This is a genomic window from Bradyrhizobium sp. NC92, from assembly GCF_025200865.1.
GTDB lineage: Bacteria > Pseudomonadota > Alphaproteobacteria > Rhizobiales > Xanthobacteraceae > Bradyrhizobium.
Genome location: NZ_CP104171.1, coordinates 3,402,698 through 3,427,174, shown reverse-complemented (window position 1 = coordinate 3,427,174; position 24,477 = coordinate 3,402,698). Strand labels below are relative to the sequence as shown.

Sequence of the window (24,477 nt, the reverse complement as noted above, 5' to 3'; positions counted from 1 at the left end):
CGCGACGAGGGAGGCAAAGAATGACCCGCAAATATTTGACGGCAATGGTCGCTCTTCTCGGGAGCGTATTGTCGAGTACGGCACTAAGCGCGCAAGACCTTAAGCTCTACGCGTTCAGCTCCGGCGCGTTGACTCTCGGCAAAGGATTTTTGGTGAACGGCGCACCCATGGAGCCGGCGATCCAGGTTCCGGTCGGTTTTTACGTGATCAAACATCCGAAAGGGAATGTTCTCTTCGATACGGGCAACAACGATAAGATTATCACCGACCCAGGCTACTGGGGTGCCGCGTTCACCGGGTTGAAGCCGGTCAACACGCCAGATGTCGCGATCGATACGCAGCTGAAGAAAATCGATCTTACGCCCGACGATATCACCTACGTCGTGGTGAGCCACCTCCACCTCGACCACGGCGGCAACGTGGCCAAGTTCCCGAAGTCGACGCTCGTCGTGCAAAAGAGCGAGCTTCAGAACTTCTTTTGGCCGGAGCCCGGCACCGGCTCCAATTACGTTCTCGGCGACGTCCTGCCGCTGCGCGGGAACATGACACCTAGCGCAAACGCGGTGAAGATGTTGCAGCTCGAAGGCGATCAGGACCTGTTTGGAGATGGCACGCTCGTCGTGAAGCGGTGGGTTGCCCACACGCCCGGCAGCCAAATGATGACGGTGCGGCTGAAGAACACCGGCCTCACCATCCTCACCGGGGACAACGTCTATTTCCGGGAGAACGTCGAGCAGAACATACCGCCGAGCACCCCGTTGGTCTATTCGACAGCGGGATTCTACTCGGCCTTCGAGTGGATCAGGCGGGAGATGGCGACTCAAAAGGCAAATTTCTTCACCGCCCACGATCCGGACGCGTTCAAGGCGATGAAGAAGGCGCCGGAATTCTACGATTGACCGGATCGACGCCGACATTGGACCTGCACCTGACCGATCGACCGCGCCGAGCCCCGGCGGGGCTTGGCATTGCGCCGGCTGAAAGCTCGCGGCACGGCGTCGCCGTCGCCTCCGTCGAACGGCTGGGCAAACGTTATGGCCGCCGTCAGGCAGTGGACGGCGTCTCGTTCGAGGTGAACGAGCGGGAAGTGGTGGGCCTGCTTGGCCCCAACGGCTCGGGTAAGACCACCATCTTGCGCGTCATAACCGGCTATCTGCGGCCGAGCGAAGGTACTGTCCGCGTCGACGGCTTCGACGTGGTCCGCGACGGACACCAGGCGCGTGCGCGGATCGGCTACGTGCCGGAGAACGCACCGCTCTACAGCCATATGAGGGTGGACGAATTTCTCCACTTCATGGGACGGTTGCGGGGCTTGCGGGGAAATGCGTTGCACCGAGGCATCGAGTCCGCCCGCGCGCGACTCGCGCTCGAGCCGGTCGGCGACGCCGTGATTGGCCGGCTGTCGCGCGGCTATCGGCAGCGCGTCTCAATCGCTCAGGCCGTGCTGAACGAACCCAAGTTGTTGGTGCTCGACGAGCCGACCAACGGCCTTGACCCGCGTCAAGTCATCGAGCTGCGCGGGTTGCTGCGGACTCTGGCCCGCGACAGCGCGGTCCTTGTCACCTCGCACGTCCTTGCCGAGATGGAACGCGTCGCCGATCGGGTCGCGATCCTGCTCGACGGGCGGCTGCTCACCGTCCACCCCATGGCCGGCGCGGGGCGCGGCACTTCGCTTCGCGTCCGCGCCCGAGCCGATCGGGCGGACGAGGTCGCGGCGGCGTTGTCCGGCCTGGCGGGGATCGGCGGCGTGACCCGGGAGGAGCCGGAGGGCGGCCTCGCCGGCTGGCGGGTGGAGGTGTCGGAGGCCGGCGCAGCGCCCCATGTCGCCGCCGTCCTCTGCCTCGCCGGCATCGCCAGCGTCGAGACCGTTGAGACGGCTTCAGACCTGGAGGAGCTGTTCCTCCGGCTAACGGCGAGCCGAGCGCTCCAGTGACGGCGTTCCTCGCCCTGGTTGCCAAGGAGTTGCGCGCGCTGTTCGTCTCGCCGATCGCTTACGCCGTCATCGCCGTCTTCCTTGTGCTCAACGGCTACGGCTTCGCCGTCACGCTCATCGCCACCAAGCAGGCGACGCTGGTGAACGTCTTCTTTCAGGCGGCCGTGCAGCTCGTCCTGTTCGTGCCGCTCGTTACCATGCGGCAGTTCGCCGAGGAACGCCGGGGCGGCACCCTCGAGCTGCTGCTGACGTCGCCGGTGCGCGAGGGCGACATCGTGCTGGCCAAGTTCGCAGCCTCGATGGGCATGCTGCTCGCGATGGTCGCGCTCACTTTGGTGTATTCATTGATATTGGCGCGGTTCAGCACTCCCGATTGGGGCCCGATCTACAGCGGCTACCTCGGCCTCACCTTGCTCGCCGGCGCCCTAGTCTCGATCGGTCTTGCCGTTTCCGCGCTCACCGCCAACCAGGTCGTGGCCGCGGTCGTTTCGCTCGGCGTGTTCGGGATGCTGTGGGCGATTGACGCCTGGGCCGCGTTGCTGCCGTCGCCGATCGACAATTGGGTGCTCGGGCTGTCGCTGCTGGCGCGCTTCCAGCCCTTTGCCCTCGGCGCCATGTACGCTTCGGATTTCGGCTTCTTCCTCGCGGTGACCCTGCTCGGGCTGTTCCTCGCCGTGCGCGGGCTGGCCCGGCGCTGACGCCATGGAGCACCCGGAGCTCGACTGGAACGCGTTGCTCTGGGCTGGTGGCTGGCTCGCCGCCGTCCTGGTGCTGTTCGCGACCGGGCTGAGGCTGCCGCTGCAGACCGGGCTCGCGGGCTGGCGGGGGCGGGCCTATTCGGCCGGAGTCATCCTCATCGCGTTCGGCGCCGCGGTGCTGGCCAATGTCGCGCTGCATCTGCATGACGTGCACTTCGACCTGACTCGCGAGAAGGTCTATACGCCCTCAGGGGCGGCCATGCGGGCCATTGACGAGGTCTCCCGCGAGGTAACCGTCACCTACTTTTATCGCTCGCAGGATCCCGCCGGGCGGCGCGCGCGCGACCTCCTTGCGATCATGGCCCGGCGCAACCCGCTGCTCAAAGTCGTCGCGGTCGATCCAGACCGGGACCCGAGACTGGCGCGCGAGAAGGCAATCCAGATCTACAATGCCGCGGTCGTGGAGGCGGAGGGACGTCGGGTGCTGGTGCAAGGCACGGACGAGACGGAGATCGCCATCGGTATCCAGCGCGCATTGCGCGGGCGCGCAATTACGGCCTGCTTCCTCGAGGGCCACGGCGAGCTGCCGATGGACAATTTCGAGTATCACACGCACCTGGAAAGTGGCGCTGGCCACAGCCACGACGACGCCAGCTCGCAGGTGGTGGAGATGCCGGGCCACGGCGCGGGGCGCCTGCGCCGCGCGCTCGAAGCGCAGGGTTATGAAGCGCGGAAGCTCATCCTCGCCACCGAGGGCGACGTGCCCGCCGCCTGCACGCTCCTCATCGCAGCCAATCCGCGGACCACGTTCCTGCCGGCTGAGAGCGCGGCCTTGCGCGCCTATCTGCGGCGCGGTGGGTCGGCCCTTCTCCTGCTGGACCTGGGTTTCGTGCTCGAACCCGGGCTCGCCCGGCTTGTGGCCGAGCTCGGCGTCCGCCCGGAGCAGGATGTCGTCGTCGATCCGTTGAGCCACTACTCGACCAACCCCGAGATCGTGGCGGTCACGGGCTACGACCCCCATCCGGTTACGCGCTCGGTCTCGCTCACCTTCTATCCCGGCGTCCGTTCGATCACGCTGTTGCCACCGGCGAGCGACCTCCGCGTCACCCCGCTGCTGCTCAGCAGCCGCGACAGCTACACGCGCCCGGTGAAGCCGGTGGCGTCGCACAAAGTGGAGCCTGACGCGACCGGTGAGAAGGACGCGGCCTCCCCTCCGGTCTCCGGCGCGCGCGTGTTGGGCGTCGCCGTAGAAGGGCGCCTAGACCGCGGCGCCGAACCCATGCGCGCCATCGTCGTCGGCGACAGCGATTTCGCCAGCAACTCGTTCTTTCCCTATATGGCGAATAGCGACCTTCTGCTCTCGGTAGCCCGGTGGCTGGCACGTGAGGAGCGCACGACTGCCGTCGCCGCGCGCGTCCCCGTGCCTCCGCTGATCGTGTTGACCGGGCGGCAGTCGAACGCGGTGTTCTTCATGGTCGTGGTTGCAATGCCGCTGCTGGTGATCGCGCTCGGCTTCGTTGTTTGGTGGCGGCGGCGATGAGGCGGCACGTCCTGCATCCCGTCCTCGCGGCGCTCGCGCTGCTCTACCTCGCGGCGATGGTGGTGAGCGGCGCTATGCCGGTGCAGCGCCAGCTCGTTCGGTTCGAGGCTAAGGGCTTGCTCAAGCGCGTGCCCGAAGAGGTCAAGCGGGTGGAGTTGAGCCGCGGCACACGGCGCGTTACCCTGCTCCGTGCGGGCGAGACTGAGTGGGTGACGCCTGATGGCGTCAACATCGGCGCCGCAGGGCTTCAGGTCAGCAAGGCCGTTCAAATCATGCACAATTCCGGGCCGGTCCGCGAGATCGAGGCGGCAGGGCTCGTGGGGAGCGATCCGGCGCCATTCGGCCTCGACCCGCCGCGGCTCTCCGTGAAGCTCTACGGAAGGGACGGCGATCTGGTGCTTGCCGCCAGCTTCGGTGAGTTCAACCCCGAGGGGTACCTCCAGTACATGCGCATCGATGGCAATCCGCGGCTCTACCTGATGTCCCGCTTCGTCGGCGGCGAATGGGCCGAGGTCATGACTGGAGCGGAAGCGCGATGACGCCGCCCGCCTCTCCCCATCGGGCGACGCCGTGGGGCGCTCTTGCCCTGCTGCTGTTGCTCGGAACAGCGCACGGACACGTCGCCGGATCGATGGGCTATGCCTCGGTGAGCCTGTCCGGCGGAACTGTCCGATACAGCCTCACGCTCGGTCCCGACGCGCTCGCGGCGGCCGTCGCCGAGACGGCCACCGGCGTATGGCCGCAGCGCCGTGAAAGCTACGCCACGCTGGCCGATTTGGTCGCGCGCAAAGTCTCGATTTCCGCAAACGGGGTGAAGTGCGAGCCGGTGCCCGGGACGGTCACGCCGCCCACGCCAGACCGCGCCAACGCCGTGGTAATCGTCGATTACGCCTGCCCCGGTCCGCCGCACGAACTTTTGCTGCGCGACGACCTGTCCGACGCGCTCGGCAACGACTACCACACGCTTGTCCGTGTCGAAGCCTTGGGGAGCGTGCAGCAATACACCCTCGAACGCGACCGGCGCGAGGCTCGCCTCGCTGTCGCAGCATCGAGCGGGAGCCCGGCGCCCGAGGTTACCGCCGGGAGCGGCGTCTTCGCCTTCTTTCGGCTCGGCATCGAGCACATCCTGACGGGAGTTGATCACCTCCTGTTCGTGCTGGCCCTCGTCCTGGGCGGCGGAGGAATCGGATCCTTGTTCGCCGTCATCACCGCCTTCACGGCGGCGCACAGCATCACCTTGGCCGTGGCGGTACTCGGCGCGGCGTCGCCGCCTAGTTGGATCGTCGAGCCGGTGATCGCGCTGTCGATCGTTTACGTCGCGGCCGAAAACATTTTCCTCACACGCACGGCGTCGTGGCGCTGGGCCGTGGGCTTCGCGTTTGGCCTCGTGCATGGCTTCGGCTTTGCCGGCGCGTTGCTCGATCTCGATCTGCCCCCGGGCGCCCTGGCCGGCGCGCTCGTGTCGTTCAACCTCGGCGTTGAAGCCGGCCAAGTAGCGGTGATCGCCGCTTTCCTGCCGGTCCTACTCTGGTTTCGGCGCGCCGCGTGGGAGCGGCGGGCGGTGACGGCGCTCTCCGCGCTCGTGCTGGTCGCTGGGCTCGCCTTCCTCCTCGATCGCGTCCTGGTCGCCGCGAACTGGTGAGATTCCGCCAAGTCGGGCGACCGCCTCGTTATGTTGACCTCGCAACCAGCCCTGACGCGGTCCATTCTTTGGTCTCGCTCTAGCGGCGTGTCGGCGGCGACCTTCATGATCACAGCGGGATCATTATGCAAGTTTAGGATGTAATTCGACAGTTGCCCGTATACAACGGCAGCGAGTGTGCACGATTGGAGATACTTTATGCCGAAACTGCCGGGCGCCGATTTTCTTCATCGGTTAGCAGATATCGCCGATCGCGAAACCTTGCCACGCTTTCGAACCGACCTTGCCGTCGATTCCAAAACGGGGGCGGGTTACTTCGACCCGGTGACCGACGCTGACCGACAAGCCGAGATTGCGATTCGAGCAGCGATCGAAGCCGAATATCCTGACCATGCTATTCTGGGCGAAGAACTCGGTCTAACCGGAAGCGGTTCTTGCCGCTGGGTCTTGGACCCCGTGGATGGGACGCGTCCCTTCATCTGCGGCCTTCCTGTCTGGGGCACGCTGATCGGGCTCACCGTACATGGCCGAGCCGAACTGGGAATGATGAGCCAGCCCTTCACGCGTGAGCGTTTCTGGGCCTCGTCCGATGGCGCCTGGTGCGAATATGCAGGTAAGCGCCAGCGACTGTCCACCCGAGACGTCGGCACGCTTTCGCGGGCCATCCTGCATACGAATTCGCCTGAGCGTTATCAAGGTGAGCTCAAGCAGGGCTTCGAGCGCCTTGCCGCCTCGGTTCGGATGACTCGCTACGGTGGCGAATGCTATGCCTTTGCGATGGTCGCTGTTGGCCGTATTGACCTCGCAGTCGAACCTTCGCTCCAATCTTACGATATCGTCGCGTTAATCCCGATCATCGAAAAGGCGGGCGGAGTGGTGACGCGGATTGACGGGAAAGGGCCGAGGAGGGTGGCCCAGTCTTAGCTTCAGCAACTGCCGGTCTTCATGAAGAGGCCCTTCACCTCCTCAATAGCGGGGTTAACGCGCGGACTCAGTGAGCGCCTCGTTCTGCGGCGGCAAACTCCTGCCTGTGTGGTCATTGAATGAACGAAATCATTATCCGTGCCGCCACGCAATGCGATCTACCTGCGGTGTTGAAACTTTATCAGCACCTTCATCCGCATGAGGCTCAACCGGAGGCGGCAGCAGCCGAGCGCGTTTGGACGACCCTGCTTGCTTCCAGCTTCATGACCGTGATTGTCGCGCAAACAGCAGATCTGCTCGCCTCTTCGTGCACTCTCGCGATCGTGCCGAATCTGTCTCGCGGCGGTAGATCGTATGGGGTGATTGAAAATGTGGTCACCCACGCAGAATACCGAAAGCTCGGTCTGGGTCGACGGGTTCTTGCCCACGCTCTTGATCTCGCCGCGCGGGCTGATTGCTATAAGGTTCATTTGGCGACAGGTTCGAAGCGTGAAACGACCCTGCGCTTCTATGAAGGCGCGGGCTTCGAGCGCGGAGGCAAAACATACTTCGAAGTACGACGCCCCTGACGGGCCCTGGCAATTGGACACGACGAATGAGGGGCGCGGCCTTTGTATACGCAGCCCGAGCGGTGGGCGCCGACAGGTTTCTCGCAGTCAACCTGGTTGTTGATGCATACCCGTCTTGTGGTAGCTTTGCCGCGGGGGTACGCGCTGGCCAAGCAAGTACCTCCCTCTAACTTAAACCCCGCTTCCTCTTGGAGGCGGGGTTTTTCCGCATGCAGATCGAAGGACCACGAAGGTCGCGGCGCCAACCGACACGTCGTGACCACGTGTTCAGGCGCAGCTATGCTTACGCATGCTCGAGATCTTCTACATCGTCCAAGAACCCATGTTCTGGGTGGCCTTGGCTTTTGGGCTGGCTCCGATCGTCATCGGCGTCATCATTCTATGGCCAAGCGGCCGAGGTCGCCGGTGATACCTTTCGCGTTCTGGCGAACGTGGCTAAATCTCCCAAGGTGCCGCGGGGATGCCTGTTGTTGGCCCCGATGAACCCTAAATCAGAGCGCCATAAGGTCTGCTTTCTGAAGGTGGCCCGAACAGGATCATGCAGGGCTGGCAAAGATAGCCTCTGACCGGGAGCAGGCGCTGGGCCGAAATGACCACTTCGTTTTGTGGTGCGAAGCGACCTTCCCTGTGGATTGGCTCATGGTATCGGCCGCCAATACGCTTTGGCGTGCACGATCAGTGTGTTAGCGTTAATTTGGGCGGCAGGAGCCGTGCCTCTGTGGCTCTGAGTTGCTTCCCGCCTGCTGAATTCCCGCCGCGAGGCGGGCTTCTTGTCCAAATCGGATATTGTCCATGGGCTGTTGGTGAAAACGCACAAGCCAGATTGGGACGCTACGAAGTCCGCTGCGCTTTACATGCTCAGGAACGGCCTCGCGAGTTACAAAGAGATCGCGGAGCTTTCCGGCTGTTCAAAGCAGGTGGTGAGGGTTTGGGGCCTCAAAGTTGATGCGCCGAAAGCTCGAAAGCGATATCTCCGGCACGCTTGGACACGCGCAAAACGGTTGCGTGGCTGATCGACTGCCGGCCCGAGAGCTTGCTCTGAATCGAGATGAGCATGAGGTGGTGTAAGCCCTGTCGACCAAGGTGCTAAGTCATGGGTCACGACGAACTGGTGATTATTGTCAGAGTGGCCGGAGCCCTCGCGATTGGCGCGATGATCGGGTTCGAGCGCACGTTTCACGGACGTCCGGCAGGCTTTAGAACACATTCCCTTGTCTGCATTGCCTCTTCTATTCTGATGATCGTGACGGTTTACCAAAATCAGTGGATGACCCTGCTCGAGCATGACGCGATCCGCACCGACCCCACCCGCATGGCCCAAGGCATCATGACTGGCATCGGCTTTTTGGGCGCGGGCGTCATCTTCAAAGAGGGATTGACTGTCAGGGGACTAACGACGGCCGCGTCCATTTGGGTCACGGCCGCTATCGGCATTTTGGTTGGAATTGGGTTCTGGTTTGCTGCCTTCGTAGGCGCTTTGGCGACTCTCATGGTGCTCGCGCTATTCAGGCTCATCGAGGCGCGACTGCCGAGCGAGTTCTATGCTCACCACATGCTGCGTTTTGCGCGGGATCGGGTGATGGGAGAAAGCGAGGTCCACAAGATGATCGGCGATCACGGTTTTACGATTGCCAACTTATCATCGCGATTAAGCGAAGGTGGGCAGCAGTTTGAGTACCGGATGACCATCAAAAGCCGCGACAGGCTCAACGCCGAACGACTCGCAAAACATTTGCGCGACCTACCCGAAGTAGTTGAGTTTCGCATCACCCCAACGGGCGACTAAGAAGGCAAGTTCTTTGACTTCCTCTGCGGTGCGGATGTCTCCTATTGGGCCCATCTGCGAAGTCGCGCCTCGCCTGACGGAGGTCCGCTCATGACGGCAGAGCGGACCAAATTTGCTCGACCTGAATTCTTCAGGTTGACCCTAAAGCAGACATCGCGCGGCAGCATCCGTCGGGGGCTCGGCCGCTGGCATTCTAAAGGGATTGACCGCCAAGCCACTAAAGAACAATCTGTTTTACGTCATTCGCCTTGGGTCTAGGCTTCGATGTTAACGCGAGAAGAATATCTTGAACAGAGCAAGGAAAACGCTCTCGCGCTTCTGAGCGCCGGCCGGATACGCGAGGCTGTTTCTTCGATGATGATGGATATCCTCAAAAGCCCGAGCTGCTCAATGCCTCGTGAGATCCATGCATTCGGCATCTGTGCCGCCGCGGTTGGGGACACTTGGGCGGTCAGAGCATACATCGAGGGTTTTATCTGACACCTGTTTGGCGTCCCCCCTATGGCCGCTCGAAGGTAACGAGCCTTGTCTCGATCTTTCCGGACTTCATCCACTCGCCCTCTGCAACTCAGTCATTGAAATGGGCTAGCGGAGCTGCGCCAGCAGACGTATTGCGTCGGCGACCATGCTACTGCCAACACGGGACGGCTGGCGTCGCGCTATGGCGGAGAGGAGTTTGCGGCGGGTCTTGCCGGGGGTGACGGAAGACGGGGCAGTCACTCCCGATGACTTCGGCAATGCGCTGCAAGCAGCCATCGTCTGCTTGGTTGATATCGAAACGCTATCGAAAGCGTTCGGCCGAATTCTGCGATTTGAGCAATACGTAGTGCCCTGCCCTTCGGGTCCGCTCGTAGCGGCGAGCAAATCTGTAGCTTGTAACCGTAGTTACTAACGTCAGCCGCGCCTCACCCCGCCGAAAATTTAGAGTCCGCAACGCCTTGGTCATTCCCGTTTGGAGGAGCGGTGATCCGTCGATTGGCCACCACGCATTGCCGCGCCACGATCTTCAAATTGAGGCAGATCTCTGAGGCGGGCTAATACACACTGCCGCTACAGATCGGGTCTGTCCCAATAGCTTCAGCTAGACGGCGCCATTTCGCGCCGTCGCGAACGTCCGCTTTGCGCCCCTAAACTACCTAATTTAACGGAACGGGCGCCCTCAGTGGCGCGAGCGCCCATGCCCACTGCTGATCAGACGCGCCCCGCCAGCTTCGGAGCCCCGCTCACATTGGCTCTCACAAGATTTTTCTTGATCTCCCGGTGCACACGTCGTGCACGCGCCGCCTTCTAACCGATTGAAAGACTTGAGGTCTCGCTCCAATCCATCATGGGGGCGACGGAGAAGCGATTATATCGAAATCTCAACGATTTACCTGCGACGAAGAAGGTGCGACTTGAGCATGTTACCTGCACCTCCTAGCGCTTTCTAACATCATCCTCAAGTTCGCTCGATCCCACTGCCTCTCTGGCGCGGCTGCTACGCGGCAAGTCCGCCGAACCACGCCCCGAAATAGCCGGCATAAAGCGCCGGGCGTTCGAGATTCATCGAATGCCCGATGCCGGGCACGATCACCAGCCGGCAAACCGGCATCGCTTCGGCCATGGTGCGGAGGTCAGCAGGTGCAATCCAACCATCGCACTCGCCCCACAGCACGAGATGCGGGTGCCGGATCTCGGGCATTCGGCGCTCCAACTCACGGCTCTCCTTCTCCCGCGTCAGGTTCACCGGCGTGCCTATCCAGATCCCCTCCGATACGCCGAAGGTCTGTTCGATGATCCGGTCGAACAGCGCCTGGATCTCCCCTAGCCCCTCGCGAAAGCGGGGGATCACGTTCGGCCCCATGCTCTCCGGGACAAACAGCGAAGAAGCGGCTGTCGCCATCACGGACCGCGTCAGCTCCTTGCTCGACATCATGGCCCTGAACAATCCGATCTGGTCGGCATTGAAGGCCATGCCGAGCGGCGTCACCGGATCGAGCGCGAACACACGGCCGAAGCGCTGCGGCTGCTTGAGCAGCATCCTGGCCGCGATGATGCCGCCGGTGGAATGTGTCGCGAGATGGCAATAGCCGATCTCAAGCGCATCGAGCGCCGCCAGCATGTCCTCGGCGTGCTGCGCCATGGAGTAGTTGGAATAGTCGGCCGCCGGCTTCGGCCGGTCGCTATCGCCGCAGCCGCGCCAATCGATTGCAACCACACGCAGACCGGTCGGGAACAACGGCGCGGCGAGCTCGATCCAGTCCTTGCTGGCGAGATTTCCGTGGATGAAGACGACGGTGACGTCGCCTCCTCCCCACTCCCGCCAGCCGAGCTGGACTTCGCCCGCCTGCACCCTCGGCATCGCCGGGCCCTACTTGTTGAGGCCAGCCGTCGGCGCCGCTCCGGGCGGAGTCGGCGCCACTGGCAGGGCAGAGACGACGGCGCCCTTGATCATGCGATCGGTACCGAGCGGCGATGATGTGTCGATCGCCCCCTTGGTCACGAAATCCACGACATCGGCAGCGTATTCCACTGGATTGTCGGTGTGAATGAAGTGGCCGGTCTCCGGATAGACCTTGAGCATCGGCCGGTTGCCGGAATTGGTCATACGAGTCATGAACGGCGTGATGACGTCGCGGCCGAGGTCCGTCAGCCCGTTGAACGCTGGCGTCGGAATGAACGGCTCCTTGTCGCCGAACGCCAGGAAGATCGGCGCTTTGATCTGGGTGACCCGCTCATAGAGGTTCTTCGGATCATCCTGCTGGAGCTCGGCACCGATCGTGTAGATGTCGAAAATGAAGACGTTGCACCATTGATCGAGCTCCTTCGGGTTGCCCTTGGTCAGCCCGACACGCTGCTCGGTATGGAAGCGGGCATATTCGCTGTCACTGAAGAAGTAACCGCTCTTCGCAGCCGACACCACGCCGGTGTCGGGATCACGCTTCTTGAAATAGAAGAAGTCGCGGATGTTCTGCTCGCTCCGCGCTTTTTCCGCAGCGAGAATACCGGTCTGGTCCCAGACCTGCTTCCACTTGTCGAAGTCGCGGCCGAGGCCGTCGGCGAAGAGAGGCGCCTTGTTGTCCTTGGCGATGGTGATCTCGCGCGGATATTCCTCGAGGCCGGAGGGCGCTTCCAAGGCGAGGCCCTGCACCGCATCCGGCCAGGTCAGGGCGTAGCCCACGACGAACTGGCCGCCGAGCGAGTGGCCGAGATAGTACGCCTTCTTGACGCCGAGTTGGTTGACCACGAGGTCGTAGATCACCTCGCGCATGTCCTGCATGGTGCGAGCAGGGTTCTTGTCGAGATTGCCAGGCCCCGACATGCCGTAATGCGGCAGGTCGGGCACGATCACGCGCAGGCCGCTGCGCAGCGCGTACTGCATGATGTTGCCGTAATGGCCGCCGAACGCGCCCTTGCCGTGGATGATGACGAGCACCTTCGGATCCTTGTCGGTGCCGGCATACTCGTCCATGTAGCCGATTTCCCAGGAATTGCCGCTCTTGTCCTTGGCACTGCCGAATTTGACCGGATAGGGATAGGTCACATAGGCCTTCCAGAACGACTTCTTGGGATCGATGGTCTGGGCGACGTCGGGCACGCGGTAATTCTTGTCGACGAACTTCTGGGCGCGATCGAGGGCCGCCACGTCATCCATGAAAGCGACGAACTTCGGATCGTTCTTGCGCTGGTTGATGATCGGGAACACGCCATAATGCGCGACCGGGCTCTCCTGCGCGATGAGATCAGCGCCGGGCACGCGATCGACAGCCTTCTGCGCCAGTTTGAAGTTCAGCCAGAGGTCGTTGGTGATGTGCATCACCAGCGTGCGGGCCTGAATGCGGCCGAGATAGGGATTGACGTTGTGGGTCTCGCCGACCCTGTTGCGCCAGACGAGGTCGACGGCATCGTAGAGCTTGGCACGGTTGGTCACGTTGAGACCGGCCTTCTCGTTCGGCGGATCCCAATAGAAGATTTCAGGCTGCACCGCCGCCCAATTCTGGGTCGTACGGAACGCGAAGTCATAACCCGTCATGCCGAGGATCGACCAGCCGAAGGCCACGCCAGGCACCGGATGCTTTTCCTTTGGGAGCTTGTAATAGTCGCCTTTGGTTGCCTGCCAGACCGGATCGCCCTGGATCGCGGCTGTCATCATCTGGAAGGTCCAGTTGCCGACGGGATCGTCGCCATCCGATTGCGTCGTGCCGCCGATCGGCATCAGGGCGCTGACATATTCCGGATGCATCACGCCCCAGACGTAAGTCTGCGTGCCGCCCATCGAGACGCCGGTCACCAGTGCGACGCGCGCGACCTTCAGCTCGTCGCGCAGCAGGCGGTAGTTCGCCTGCACCATGTCGTAGTAGCTGTATTGCGGAAACTTGATGCCGAGTCCGTCGGACGGCTTGCTCGCGCCCCAAGTGCCGAGCGGATCGACCATGATGACATAATAACGATCCGTGTCGATCGGCCGGCCCGGACCGATGATGGGCACGCCACCCGACAACGCCGCACCCTTGACCCATTGTTCATACATGTCGGTAGAATCGCCGGAATAATAGGAGTTGATCACGATGGCATTGGTGATCTCGCCGGCGGCGTTACGTCTTGCGTTGCCGACGGCGATGTAAGCGGTGCGCAGCTTGCCGACGCCGAGCGATTCCAGCGTGACGCCGCCCTCGCCGCCGTTCTCCCATTTGGAGGGGTCGGACAGGTCGTACTTGCCGCCAAGACGGAAGTTGGCGATCTCATAGGTCTTCTTCAGCCCATCATGCTGCACCTGCGACGAACGGCGCGTGAAGGGCTGTGCGGTTGCGATCGCGGTTCCGAGCAGCAGCACGATCAGGCTCATGAAGCAGCGCTTCATCGCGTCTTGTCCGGCCATGACGCAGTCCTCCCTGGAAGATTTTTCTGAAACGCTAGGCAGCGGCGGCCGGGGGAGGTTTGATCTAACTCAATGGAATCCGTTCGGAGGGATCGAGGATCGCGGGCATCAAAACACCGGCAGTACCCTCGCGATGCCCTTCCTCAGCCTCGGCTCATATCGGATCCGCTATGAGCTCGACGGGCCGGCGGGCGCGCCGGCCTATGTCCTCGTGAACGGGCTGACGCAATATTCCGAATTGTGGGGCGCCTATCGCGAGGCCTTGGCCGCGCGAGGCTTTCGCGTTGCGACTTTCGATCTGCTGGGCCAGGGCGCCTCCGACAAGCCGAGGCTCTTCATCAGCCAGGACGACCAGGTCGCCGCCTTGCGCCTCCTGATCGACGAGCTGGGGGACGGTCCGGTTTTTCTGAGCGGGATCAGCTTTGGCGGCCTGATTGCACTGCGATATGCGATCGAGCAGGGCAAGCGACTGGCCGGGCTCGTGCCGATGAGCTGCTTTGCGGAGCTGTCGCCACAACTCTTGCTGCTCGGCAATGCGCTGCGGACCGCGCTGATCCTCGGCGGCACCAGTTACCTCCAGGACCTCCTGTTGCCCATGAACCTCTCGGACCAATGGCTGAAGCCGCTGCTGGACAAGCTCGATAGCGTGAAGCGGCAAGGTTGGCTGGTCAACGACGTTTACGCGCTGCAGAACCTGATGGAATCCTTCCTCGACTTCCAGCCGCTCACGCCGCGGCTGTCGGCGATCGCCGTTCCGACCATGATCCTCAACGGCGAGTTCGACTTTCTCACGCCGCGGGGTCTCCACGAAACCTTGCGTGTCGAGATTCCCAACAGCTCTTTGGTGATCATTCCCAAGGCCTATCACGCGTTCACGCTGGAGAAGGGCGCGCTGACGGCGGACCTGCTGGCGCGCTTCGCCGATGACGTGCTGGCTGGGCGATGGCAAGGCAACAAGACCGTCTGGGTGGCGTCGGACGAGCCCGGTGGGGAGCTGACACCGTTTCCCGAGGGTTACGACCATCTGCGTGCCATCCCGGTCAGAAGAGCGATGCCATGAGCGGCTTCCTAGGCCCGCTCGATCCTGACAGCCGCATCCCTCCGCGCCAGCAGACGCGGGTCGCGGCGTTCCTGATCTCGGCGCATGGTGCCCTCGCGCGGCAATTTGCCCTCGCGTTGCCGGCGAGGCTTGAAGTGGCTTGGCAAACCGAATTGAACGCGCAGTTCTATCGCGAGACCGAGATCGTCTCCCTGCTGATGCGCGCCACCTCCTGGGTCCCGGATGTTGCCCTGGGATACATGCTGATGACCTGGGAGACCGCTTGGCTTCCTGCGCCGATCGCAGAGATCACGGACCCTCCCCTCGCCCAGGCGGTTCACCTCGCAACGCTCGCCCATGCCGTGCACGCCGCTATCCGGCCGGCGGCGCTGGTCCCGGTCGAAGCCAATCCGCAGGATCCTTTCGTCATGGCGTTGCGCCGCATCGAGTTCGAGAGCGGCCGGCTGCTGCAAGCGCAGATCCTGTTCCTGAGAGGCCCTAACCTTGCTCCATACCGGGATGCGGTGAGCGCGGCCCTCGAGCAGCGCCACGTCGGTGTTCGCAAGCTCTGGCGCGAGACACTCGAAAGCATAGGCATCGACGCAGCCGGAGCGGAATGATCCGGAAGCCTTGACCCAGATCGCCAACATCCGCACGTTACCGCGCTTCAGCCCATCTCGGCCGACGGGAGTTTCGATCATGACGGCCGTTTCCGTCGAAGAAGCCGTGGAGCGGCTCATCGAATTTGGTCGCCATGCGGTCGCAACACGATGCGAGAGGCTTCCTTCTGCTCATCATCGAAGCCCTAGTGCGAATAGTTCGGATAAGGATCCAGGCCGCATATCAACAGACCAGTATACGGAACAGGCTGTTCAACATCGGCCCTGCGTCCTGCTCGGTTTGAGTCGACGACAATGCAACACGTCAAATCAGCAGGTCATGATGCGCAGGTACAGTGGCGTGATGCGGACCGTTATTGCCGTGGTTGGCCGCATGTTCGTCCAGTGCATTGGGGAGGATTTTGACGAGGATATCGGAGGTGGCCACCTGACCGGGCTGGACGTGTGGATCGAGCGGAATGTGGACCTCGCTAGGTTCAGCTCTGACGATGAGAGTGAAAGGAGTTGCGTCGCTATCGAACCGGAACACCCGTTCTTGATCGGCGCCGCCGGTCTCGAACGCAGCGTTAGCCGGCTGTGCGGCCGCTAATGCGATCGCAGCAGGTTGCGTAGCGTGCTGCGGGTTTCCGTTCCCTGCGCCATCGCCTCTTGTGGCGCTCGATTCGGCAATCTCGGTTGCTGCTGATGCGTTTGGCGAGGTCGAGGGTAAATTGTATCCCGAATTGCTGTGCTGCAGGTCAGCTGTGGCCGCTGTTGCCGACATGCTTGCGTTCGATGCACGATGATTGTCGCCATCGCCGACACCCTTCTCGGATGTGAAGAGAGTTTCAGGTAACTCGGCGGTTGCCGCCGCCTTTGCAGGCTCCGGCTCCGCGACATTTTGCGTGCCAACTCGGTCCGCGCTACCGGCCGCTGCAGCACTTTCGTCATCTTTCGGCCCGTGGGCAGAGGCCGAGTGCCCCCATTCGTTGCTGTGCTCCACGCCGCCGGGCTCTGCCATTTTCGCGGACCCAGGCGTATCCGCCGGAGTCCAGGAATGATGCTCATTGTCATTGCCAACGTCCTTGCCCGGTATGGCCATGGCTTCGGCCGTCTCCGTGGCTGCCTTTGCCGACCCTCGCTCCGATGCGTGCGAGTTGCTGTGGTCCAGGCCGCCTGGTTCGGCCGTTTTCGCTGGCCCTGACGAACCGTCCGAAGCCGGTGAATCATGCGCGTTGTCATTGCCGGCGCGATTGCCCGGTATGGATTTCACTTCGGCCGTCTCCGTGGCCGCCTTTGCCGACCTTCGCTCCGACGCGTGCGGGTTGCTGTGGTCCAGGCCGCCCGGTTCGGCCGTTTTCGCTGGCCCTGACGAACCGTCCGAAGCCGGTGAATCATGCGCGTTGTCATTGCCGGCGCGATTGCCCGGCATGGACTTCACTTTCGCCGTCTCCGTGGCTGCCTTTGCAGACCCTCGCTCCGATGCGTGCGGGTTGCTGTGGTCCAGGCCGCCTGGTTCGGCCGTTTTCGCTGGCCCTGACGAATCGTCCGAAGCCACTGAATCATGCGCGTTGTCATTGCCGGCGCGATTGCCCGGCATGAACTTCACTTCGGCCGTCTCCGTGGCTGCCTTTGCCGACCCTCGCTCCGACGCGTGCGGGTTGCTGTGGTCCAGGCCGCCCGGTTCGGCCGTTTTCGCCGGCCCTGACGAACCGTCCGAAGCCAGTGAATCATGCGCGTTGTCATTGCCGGCGCGATTGCCCGGCATGGACTTCACTTCGGCCGTCTCCGTGGCTGCCTTTGCAGATTCTCGCTCCGATGCGTGCGGGTTGCTGTGGTCCAGGCCGCCTGGTTCGGCCGTTTTCGCTGGCCCTGACGAATCGTCCGAAGCCGGTGAATCATGCGCGTTGTCATTGCCGGCGCGATTGCCCGGCATGGACTTCAGTTCAGCCACATCTCTGGCGCCCGCCCTTGCAGACATTTGCTCGGGAGCGTGCCGCGCCCCTTCGCGGTCGTCCCTGTGCGCTGTCGCGGGGCTCGATTCACCAAACTCGGCTGCTTCTGGTGCGTTTGTAGAGGTTGAATGCACCGGATTGCCATGTTCCACGCGGTCTGTTTCTGCCGTCTTCGCTGACCTTCCCGAAGGGTCCGACGCCGGGGATTGATGCGCGTTCTCATCACCGACATCACTCCCAGGTATGAAGCCAGCTTCTATCTGCTCCGCCCCCGTTTCCTTTGCAGGCCATGGCTCCAGAACATGCTGTGAGTTACTGCCGCCCGCGCTACCGGCTATGCTAGGACCGGTATCTGCATCGATCCGCTGGCTCTTAAATGTAAGACTTTCAACTGCCGTGACCGCCGCAGCATGAGCAAGCACGATCGGTGATGTTCGAGCCGACCCGTCGGCCCGATCGACTCTCTCTTCCGTTGTGCGGGCCGGCGCGAATTCGGTCCTCCAGTCGACATCAGCCAGAATGTCCCAGACTCCAGCGGTCCCGAATGCGCTCTCCCTCGTACCGATAACTGTATGGACACTGTCCGTACTCAGAACAGTTTCGGTTGCAGTCACCGATGTCAGCGCTTCTTCGAGCTGCTCCAAGGTGAGAGCGGCGGCCGCGGCCGTCGGCTGGCCGACGAAATCCGATTCTGCGATGGATACACCCCCCTGCAGATGGATTTCCAACAGGTCGCGATCTCCGATCTTCAGAACATGATCGGTCGCATTCACATAGACGATCGTTTCATTGCTTGCGGAGTCGAAGATCCAAGCGATGGTGTGTGGCGGTATGGACTTGCTTGCTGCTGTCATATGAAGCCTGGCAAGGGCTCCGAAGGCCGCAAGATTGATCCTGCTCGGCCCAGACGCGAAGTGGAAGCCGGAAGAGGTAGAATTGGAATCGGTCGGGTCGCGATGAACGACGTTTTCAGCGACGTTGCCGCCCATCAGCTTATCGCCACTATATCCGCCACTCCCGGCATCGTGACCGAAGTGCACGAGGCCAGCAAGTTTTTGGAGGGTCTCCACTTCTCCGGCGGCGCTTTCGTTTTCAGCGGCCACAAACGCGGAAGACAGGCGAGAATCGTGCGCACGGAAACCCGGGACTGAATCGTCTACATGATTATCGTCGGCATTGCTGATCGCAGCCAGTTTGGTGGCCGCCTTGTATCCGGTAACGTCCACGAAGCTGTCGTGCGGCGCTTTGGCCGGGTCATGCGACAGCAATGCCAAATGGGGATCGCTGAGTGCGTAGATCAACGCACCGGTGAGAGTGGCGAAAGTACCATACCCTCCGTGAACCAACGTCGGATTGGATGTAAGCCGCGAGAATAGATTTTCCGCGGTGGACTCACCGCCAATCTGCGCGTCGTTCATTCCTCGCAGGGAAGGTGTGGCCGAACCGGGCGTGCTTGATCCAACAGAACTGTAGTCCTTCCACGATTTCGAACCTGCGGATTGCTCGGCGGTGCGAAGCGCTTCTATTGCCGATGCCGCGGTCGAGATTTGGCTCGCCCCGACCAGGACACCTCTCTGAGTGAGCGACGGCTTTTCGTCAGAGTCCGCGACGATGACGTGACGGAGAATAGCTCGCTTCCAGAGCTCATATTCAGCATGCTCCGCTGCGGAGCCGATACTGTCGTCGTGCGGAAGCAGGTCGTTCGCCTCCGACGCCTTGAGTTCGTCCGCAATGGCGACCGCCAGGAGAGCCAGCGAGAGCATGCCGAACCCAGACGGGCGTTGTAGCAATGCGAGGGTGGCGAGCACCGTCCTGTTGGTTATTTCAAGCTTCTGAAATATGTTGTGCAGGTGTACTTTAACGGTTCCATCGGAAACGTTTAGCTGGTGCGCGATCTCCTTGTTCGACATTCCTTCTGACACAAGTCGTACAATTTGACGTTCGCGCGGCGTCAATAGCTCCAGCAGGTTCTCGTTTTTGCCGCTGTCAGTTTCCTCTGCGGTTGGCGAGAGATCGGACTGCTCCAAAAAGCTACGCTTCGCCATCAGTCGCAGTGATCGCAGCATAGCGTCCGGTGCGACATACTTCGCGATTGCATAACACGCGCCAGCAGCGATGGCCGAGGTTAGATCGTGGTCCGTGTCGGAATCCGTAAAGAACACCAGGCGCGTGGGCAGGCGCTCAGCTTTCGCAATGGCGAGGATCTCGGATGCCGTCAGATCTGGCAGGGTGTCGGCAAGAAGTGCAACGTCGGGTGTCAAATTCCGGATCGCTTGGATACAACTTGTCCCGTCGCTGCACGACGCGACAACGTCGAAGTCCGGCTGTGCCCCGAGAACCGACTTAAGCCCCTGCAGAACGATCGGCTGTCGGTCTACGATCACAAGCCGGATGCGCTTGAATATCCGCTCTTTCGCAGACGTGTCTAACATGGACCCTGCCTCGACCCGGCCGTCTATGTCCTTCGGCATATAGCCGAGGCCGAGTGAGGGCATTAAAATACAACTAATCGAATAAAGAAAGAGATTTAATTGGTTTAACCATACCTAAAATCGTTAGTTTCGAGCGGGAAATGTGCACATTTGCCGAATGTGTTCATTTTGCCGAACGGTACAGCGACGCCACGCCGTTGGTTGGCTTCGAGTGGGCACCTCGAACGCGTCACGGCCTTCATTCCAACACTGTTAGTCCCGGGGCCAGAACACCACCTTAGAAATTGTTCGACCTGAGACGAGACTTTCAGAGCGCGCTCGCGATCCGCACCTGGCGCGCTTCACAACTCGCGGCCTATCAGCTGTTCGGAGAATGATCGTTGGCTGGGACGCTGTTCAGCCGCCGCGCAGGCTGCCGTCGGCGAGTCGACAGCATTGATTGCGCGTCCGCGACAGGTCTGCATTGACGCAAGCTGGAGTCGCGGGCGCAGGCCGTCCGTGCGATTGGCATCCGCCTTCAACCTGGGAACCATATCTGTGGTTGCCAGTTAACTGCTGTTGAGCTGCACGCAGGCGAGCAGTTCGACGAGCCGGCATGAGTTCTCGCGCCGGGCATCCGTCGGGGGTCGATCCCATGATGGACCACGCGACCAGGGTTGGTAATCGGTTGTTAGCAGCGTTGCCGCCAGCGGATTTTGCTTTGCTTGCGCCTCATCTGCGGAAGATCGTGATCGAGCGCGATTCGGTGCTCGTCCGATCAGGCGATCGGATCGAGCATCTTCTCTTCCCCCTGAGCGGCGCGATAGCCACTATCATGGAGCTGCCGAACGGGCAGACGGTCGCCACGACGATAGTCGGCCATGAAGGGGCTGTGGGTCTGACCACAGCGCTTGGCGCATCCCACTCGCCCGTGACGGCCGTTGTTCGCATCTCGGGGGCCGCGCTGCAAATATCGCCCGCGCAATTCCTCACGGCGCAACATTGCAGCGCCCCCGTCGGAGCCATGGTGCAGGTCTTCACGAGATCGTTGCTGACGCAACTCCAGCACGTGGCGGCTTGCAACGCATTACATTCCGTCGAATCCCGCCTGGCGCGCTGGCTGCTTCACATTCACGATCGGGCAAATGGCAGCGATCTCCTCCCGCTGACCCAGGAAACGTTGTCGGAATTGCTGGGCGTCCGCCGCACCACCGTCACACATGTCGTGAGCACAATGCGGGCATCAAGAGCACTAAGATCCAATCGACGTGGCCAACTCGAAATCGATCGGCCGCGGCTCGAAGCCATGGCATGCGAATGCTACAAGGTCATGAGCCGCAGAATCGATCGAATAGTCTCGCAGAGCACGGTCGGGCTCGTTCATAGGCCTTCAGCGCGGAGCGCCTCCCGCTCGCCTGGCAGCCGAATAGCCGGAACAGGCTCTTAGAACCGGTTCGTTTTCGCGAACCACACCGCATGTACCCTCGCCAATCGGCAAAACCGCGTGAGGCTCGGCCGCTGCAAACACCCAATCCTGCGTAGAAGCGAGTTCAAGATTTTTGCAGCTTTGCGGCCGGGCTCCCCGGCCGAAGCGAACGATGGACGAGAAGTCCGTCCCCCATTCGCCTCGGGATGCTCGTCACAACAGCCCGACTTCTCGCGACTAAGCAGCACAGGCATGAGCTTTGCCTATGCGAAGCTGGAACGCCCATTCGCGGTCCGAGCGCGGTTATAGGCGCGGCCCGCCCTACGCAGCTCGCGCTGAAGATTTTCCTCTCGACCTACCCGCTCTCTGAGCCTCTCAAGTTCCGCGAGCTGTGCGACCAGCGCCTCGAGACGCTCGCGAAGCATAGCGGCAGGCCCCTCCGCTCGAACGCGGCTATTCATGACACGCCTCCTGATCGACGTCTTGAGGAGAAGTCCCCCACTGACGAGTCGGGAAAACTATGCAATTGCGGCACAATCGCACTAACAGCACTAAACATTTGGCATGCTGCATCCGCCAACGCGTTGCTGCGGCGCAACAAGGGATCACTCGGCCGGGCATTTAGGCAGGGAGAAAGGGTCCAGCCCTGCCAGCCATGCGGTGGCCCGCAGGCTCACGCATGGGCTGAGAAGACTGCTATCGGCCGGACTCGGTCGCACTCGAAATCCTCGTGTTAGCTCCCGGGCAATCGGCCTTGCGCTTTTCCTCGTTTTCTTCGTCTGCGCAATCGAGCCCTCCAGTTGCGTTTGGAATTCCAGAGCCGCCGGTTGCGAAAGGCCCTTTCGCACTGCCTCCGCCACCGCCAGACCCACCGCTACCGCTGGATCCGCCACCGCCGGCTACCCCTCCGGCGCGAGATGATCCAGCAGGGGCTCCCCCGCCCCCTGATGACCCGCCGCTGGAGCTCCCCGGCCCTGATACGGACGACCGGTCGTTGTCAAAGAACGACGACTGCCTCCCGTCCTTCCGCGTCACTCCATGCAGCCCCCCCGAGCTTGCAATGGCTCTCGAGGTCAGGGAAGTGGACAGAAGCAGGGTCATCACTGGGGGTGTCACGGCCGCAAACCTTCCGCAGGTTTTCAAAAACGCCCGCCGGTCGTCATCTTCGTTACCGTCCCGGGTCACAACACGCTCTCCTTGGTTTAAAATTCTATTTACGGTATTATATATTAAATACACTTTCAACCGATAATTTCTTTATGCTGCTGACGTTATTTAACGTGCGCCATCAGCTGATCGTCGGCAATTTCCGTGCTCGTTCTTGCACTTCCTGGCTCACTCCTGCCTGTCGGGCGCCGTTTCGGAGTTGCGCTCGCCATTTAATGCGATTAATTTGTTTTTAACGGAAGTCGAGCGCGGAGCTCGATTGCAACGGATCATGACGATGCCACTGCAATTCCATCGGTCCGTCCGGGACATGGAGATCTGGAGCGCGACTAGCGAGGGCTTCTCGTTCGTGATCAGCTTCGAAAGCCCGAGAGGCCCCGGCTTTCATGGACGCGCCGGCTATTTGGCGAGTTGGCGTCCGCTCCACAAAAACCAGGCCGCAATCAAGATTGGCGGCTCGCCCTTTCGAACGTTAGCCGAGGCCGAAGACGCCTGCAGCGACATGGCTGGGCATCTGGCGCCACGATAACCCCCCGCGCACGCTCCGGAAGAAGCCAGACACCCTCATCATTTCACGCTCGCCGGATCCTGACGCAACAGATCAGGGAGATCCATCTCACGTGACGCGGCATGCAGCTCGTTTCGCGAAATCGCCAATGCCGCGAGAACCGTGCGATTGCTGATGTCCAGCTTTTGGAAGATATGATGAAGGTGGACCTTGATCGTACCGTCGGCAAGGTTCAACCGACGTCCAATCTCCTTATTCGATAGACCCTCCGACACGAGCCGCATGATTTGCCGCTCCCGGTCCGTCAGTTGTGTCAGGAGCTTCTCATCGGGGCAGGCCTCATCTTTGGCTGGCCGGGCGCTCGGCGAGACCGCTGCTTGGCCCTGGGCGGCCTTCCGCAGGGTTGAGACCAGCATTTCGGCATCCGAATCCTTCGAGAGGACGATACAGCCGCCCTCCAAGGCCAGCCTTTGCAACTCACAATCGGCCGCGACACCGGCGAAGAAGACTACCGCGGGTCCTGGGCCTGAATCGTTCGCACGAGCGAGGATCAGCTGCCGGCCGACATCGGGCAGCGCAGCGTCGACAAGTGCGACGTCCGGCACAAGGAATCGGATTGCCTCATTGCAGCTTGCACCATCGCTGCAGGACGCAACGATCGTGAAATCACGCTGCGTCGCAAGAACGCTCCTGATCCCTTGCAAGACGATCGGATGTCGATCCGCGATGACAATTCTGGTGCGGTGCATGCTTCCCCTGCCTATCGCTAACAACCCCCCGTGCGGCCGTTTAATCCAACAATTTCTTCGAAACGCGAAGATGACCAGTCCGCTCGGCCAAAGCGTCACACCGCCTCAAATCCTGGACAGCCCAACATTCGACGACTGCGCCACGGTAACTTGACCGGCAATTGCGCGCAGCACCGTAAGAATGCGGTGCTCAAAATTCAAGGCTGCAAGCTCCTCGACGAAAGCGACGCACTTTCGACAACGCCTGATAGATTAAATCAACAAATTCCCCCAGAGAATGTCGTCGGGGCACCGATCAGCTAAGGTGTCATGATGGTCAACATTCAATTAACTTCGTTGGCACCGTTATTACCAACGATATATTGGGCTATTCACGATTCAAATCTAACATTCGACGAAATTTCGACGAACGCGAGACCGTTCAAAAGCCGCGCTTCTGAAAGGAGGAAAAGTAATACTATTCATCAAGGCGAAGCCGGGCAATGAAGCAGGAAAATGGCTGCGTTGCGCAGCCAAGTGTGTAGCAACGATGAAAACCGGTCACCCAAATTGGAGCTGCATATTCGTCGGCAACTTCAACGAGCGGTCATGGAGGGCATCGTTGGCAATGAGTAAGGTGGTCACATGTATTCTTCAGCAGTTTTGCGTCAAACTCATCAGGCTCTCATCGTTC

General features: G+C 61.5%; 15 protein-coding genes and 1 pseudogene. 12 read left to right on the top strand and 4 right to left on the bottom strand.

The genetic code is table 11. The features are described from left to right. Positions 1-20: 20 nt before the first annotated feature. From N2602_RS15805 to N2602_RS15765, 9 genes and pseudogenes are all read left to right on the top strand, one after another. Positions 21-899, top strand: coding sequence for an N-acyl homoserine lactonase family protein (locus tag N2602_RS15805; protein ID WP_172789458.1), 879 nt, complete (start codon positions 21-23; stop codon positions 897-899). Beyond that, positions 896-1,933, top strand: a complete 1,038-nt coding sequence (locus tag N2602_RS15800; RefSeq protein ID WP_260383208.1) for an ABC transporter ATP-binding protein — start codon at positions 896-898, stop codon at positions 1,931-1,933. The genes N2602_RS15805 and N2602_RS15800 overlap by 4 nt, the downstream gene beginning before the upstream one ends. Further along, entirely contained in the window at positions 1,930-2,631 is a 702-nt protein-coding gene (locus tag N2602_RS15795; protein ID WP_260383207.1) for an ABC transporter permease, read from the top strand. The genes N2602_RS15800 and N2602_RS15795 overlap by 4 nt, the downstream gene beginning before the upstream one ends. A gap of 4 nt (positions 2,632-2,635) precedes the next feature. After that, complete coding sequence (locus tag N2602_RS15790; protein ID WP_260383206.1) at positions 2,636-4,171, top strand: GldG family protein; 1,536 nt, start codon at positions 2,636-2,638, stop codon at positions 4,169-4,171. Next, the gene (locus N2602_RS15785; RefSeq protein ID WP_172789454.1) at positions 4,168-4,710 is read left to right on the top strand and encodes a hypothetical protein; all 543 of its coding nucleotides are present in this window, start codon (positions 4,168-4,170) and stop codon (positions 4,708-4,710) included. The genes N2602_RS15790 and N2602_RS15785 overlap by 4 nt, the downstream gene beginning before the upstream one ends. Continuing rightward, positions 4,707-5,813 (top strand): HupE/UreJ family protein, encoded by a 1,107-nt coding sequence (locus N2602_RS15780; protein ID WP_260383205.1) that lies wholly within the window; start codon positions 4,707-4,709, stop codon positions 5,811-5,813. Before N2602_RS15785 ends, N2602_RS15780 begins: the two co-directional genes overlap by 4 nt. Before the next feature lie 198 nt (positions 5,814-6,011). Further along, positions 6,012-6,811, top strand: a pseudogene (gene hisN, locus N2602_RS15775) (histidinol-phosphatase). 45 nt (positions 6,812-6,856) lie between these two features. Beyond that, a complete protein-coding gene (locus tag N2602_RS15770; protein ID WP_260383204.1) occupies positions 6,857-7,306 on the top strand; it encodes a GNAT family N-acetyltransferase in 450 nt (149 codons plus the stop codon). 1,093 nt (positions 7,307-8,399) lie between these two features. Further along, complete coding sequence (locus N2602_RS15765) at positions 8,400-9,092, top strand: MgtC/SapB family protein (protein ID WP_260383203.1); 693 nt, start codon at positions 8,400-8,402, stop codon at positions 9,090-9,092. A gap of 1,477 nt (positions 9,093-10,569) precedes the next feature. Here N2602_RS15765 and N2602_RS15760 read toward each other — a convergent pair. After that, on the bottom strand, positions 10,570-11,433 hold the full coding sequence (locus tag N2602_RS15760) for an alpha/beta fold hydrolase (RefSeq protein ID WP_260383202.1): 864 nt from the start codon (positions 11,431-11,433) through the stop codon (positions 10,570-10,572). Between the two features lie 9 nt (positions 11,434-11,442). Then, entirely contained in the window at positions 11,443-13,950 is a 2,508-nt protein-coding gene (locus tag N2602_RS15755; protein ID WP_260383201.1) for an alpha/beta hydrolase, read from the bottom strand. Between the two features lie 133 nt (positions 13,951-14,083). Here N2602_RS15755 and N2602_RS15750 point away from each other — a divergent pair, with 133 nt between their 5' ends. Further along, positions 14,084-15,010: an alpha/beta fold hydrolase gene (locus N2602_RS15750; RefSeq protein WP_260383200.1), complete on the top strand. Its 927-nt coding sequence runs from the start codon at positions 14,084-14,086 to the stop codon at positions 15,008-15,010. Then, positions 15,007-15,609, top strand: a complete 603-nt coding sequence (locus N2602_RS15745; RefSeq protein ID WP_260383199.1) for a hypothetical protein — start codon at positions 15,007-15,009, stop codon at positions 15,607-15,609. Before N2602_RS15750 ends, N2602_RS15745 begins: the two co-directional genes overlap by 4 nt. Before the next feature lie 304 nt (positions 15,610-15,913). Here the strand turns inward: N2602_RS15745 and N2602_RS15740 are convergent, their stop codons facing one another. Next, the gene (locus N2602_RS15740) at positions 15,914-19,975 is read right to left on the bottom strand and encodes a LuxR C-terminal-related transcriptional regulator (protein ID WP_260383198.1); all 4,062 of its coding nucleotides are present in this window, start codon (positions 19,973-19,975) and stop codon (positions 15,914-15,916) included. Between the two features lie 634 nt (positions 19,976-20,609). Between N2602_RS15740 and N2602_RS15735 the strand changes: the two genes are divergently transcribed. Beyond that, positions 20,610-21,401 carry a Crp/Fnr family transcriptional regulator gene (locus N2602_RS15735; protein WP_172789655.1) on the top strand — a complete coding sequence of 264 codons (792 nt, stop codon included), beginning with the start codon at positions 20,610-20,612 and terminating at the stop codon, positions 21,399-21,401. A 1,713-nt stretch (positions 21,402-23,114) separates the two neighbouring features. Here N2602_RS15735 and N2602_RS15720 read toward each other — a convergent pair. Further along, a complete protein-coding gene (locus N2602_RS15720; protein WP_260383197.1) occupies positions 23,115-23,804 on the bottom strand; it encodes a response regulator transcription factor in 690 nt (229 codons plus the stop codon). Positions 23,805-24,477 lie beyond the last annotated feature (673 nt).

Bases quoted from the DNA above. Each gene is read 5' to 3' on its own strand.
- N2602_RS15805 (WP_172789458.1), top strand. From the start codon at position 21: ATGACCCGCAAATATTTGACGGCAATGGTCGCTCTTCTCGGGAGCGTA.
- N2602_RS15790 (WP_260383206.1), top strand. From the start codon at position 2,636: ATGGAGCACCCGGAGCTCGACTGGAACGCGTTGCTCTGGGCTGGTGGC.
- N2602_RS15785 (WP_172789454.1), top strand. From the start codon at position 4,168: ATGAGGCGGCACGTCCTGCATCCCGTCCTCGCGGCGCTCGCGCTGCTC.
- N2602_RS15780 (WP_260383205.1), top strand. From the start codon at position 4,707: ATGACGCCGCCCGCCTCTCCCCATCGGGCGACGCCGTGGGGCGCTCTT.
- N2602_RS15770 (WP_260383204.1), top strand. From the start codon at position 6,857: ATGAACGAAATCATTATCCGTGCCGCCACGCAATGCGATCTACCTGCG.
- N2602_RS15765 (WP_260383203.1), top strand. From the start codon at position 8,400: ATGGGTCACGACGAACTGGTGATTATTGTCAGAGTGGCCGGAGCCCTC.
- N2602_RS15760 (WP_260383202.1), bottom strand. From the start codon at position 11,433: ATGCCGAGGGTGCAGGCGGGCGAAGTCCAGCTCGGCTGGCGGGAGTGG.
- N2602_RS15755 (WP_260383201.1), bottom strand. From the start codon at position 13,950: ATGGCCGGACAAGACGCGATGAAGCGCTGCTTCATGAGCCTGATCGTG.
- N2602_RS15750 (WP_260383200.1), top strand. From the start codon at position 14,084: ATGCCCTTCCTCAGCCTCGGCTCATATCGGATCCGCTATGAGCTCGAC.
- N2602_RS15745 (WP_260383199.1), top strand. From the start codon at position 15,007: ATGAGCGGCTTCCTAGGCCCGCTCGATCCTGACAGCCGCATCCCTCCG.
- N2602_RS15740 (WP_260383198.1), bottom strand. From the start codon at position 19,975: ATGTTAGACACGTCTGCGAAAGAGCGGATATTCAAGCGCATCCGGCTT.
- N2602_RS15735 (WP_172789655.1), top strand. From the start codon at position 20,610: ATGATGGACCACGCGACCAGGGTTGGTAATCGGTTGTTAGCAGCGTTG.
- N2602_RS15720 (WP_260383197.1), bottom strand. From the start codon at position 23,804: ATGCACCGCACCAGAATTGTCATCGCGGATCGACATCCGATCGTCTTG.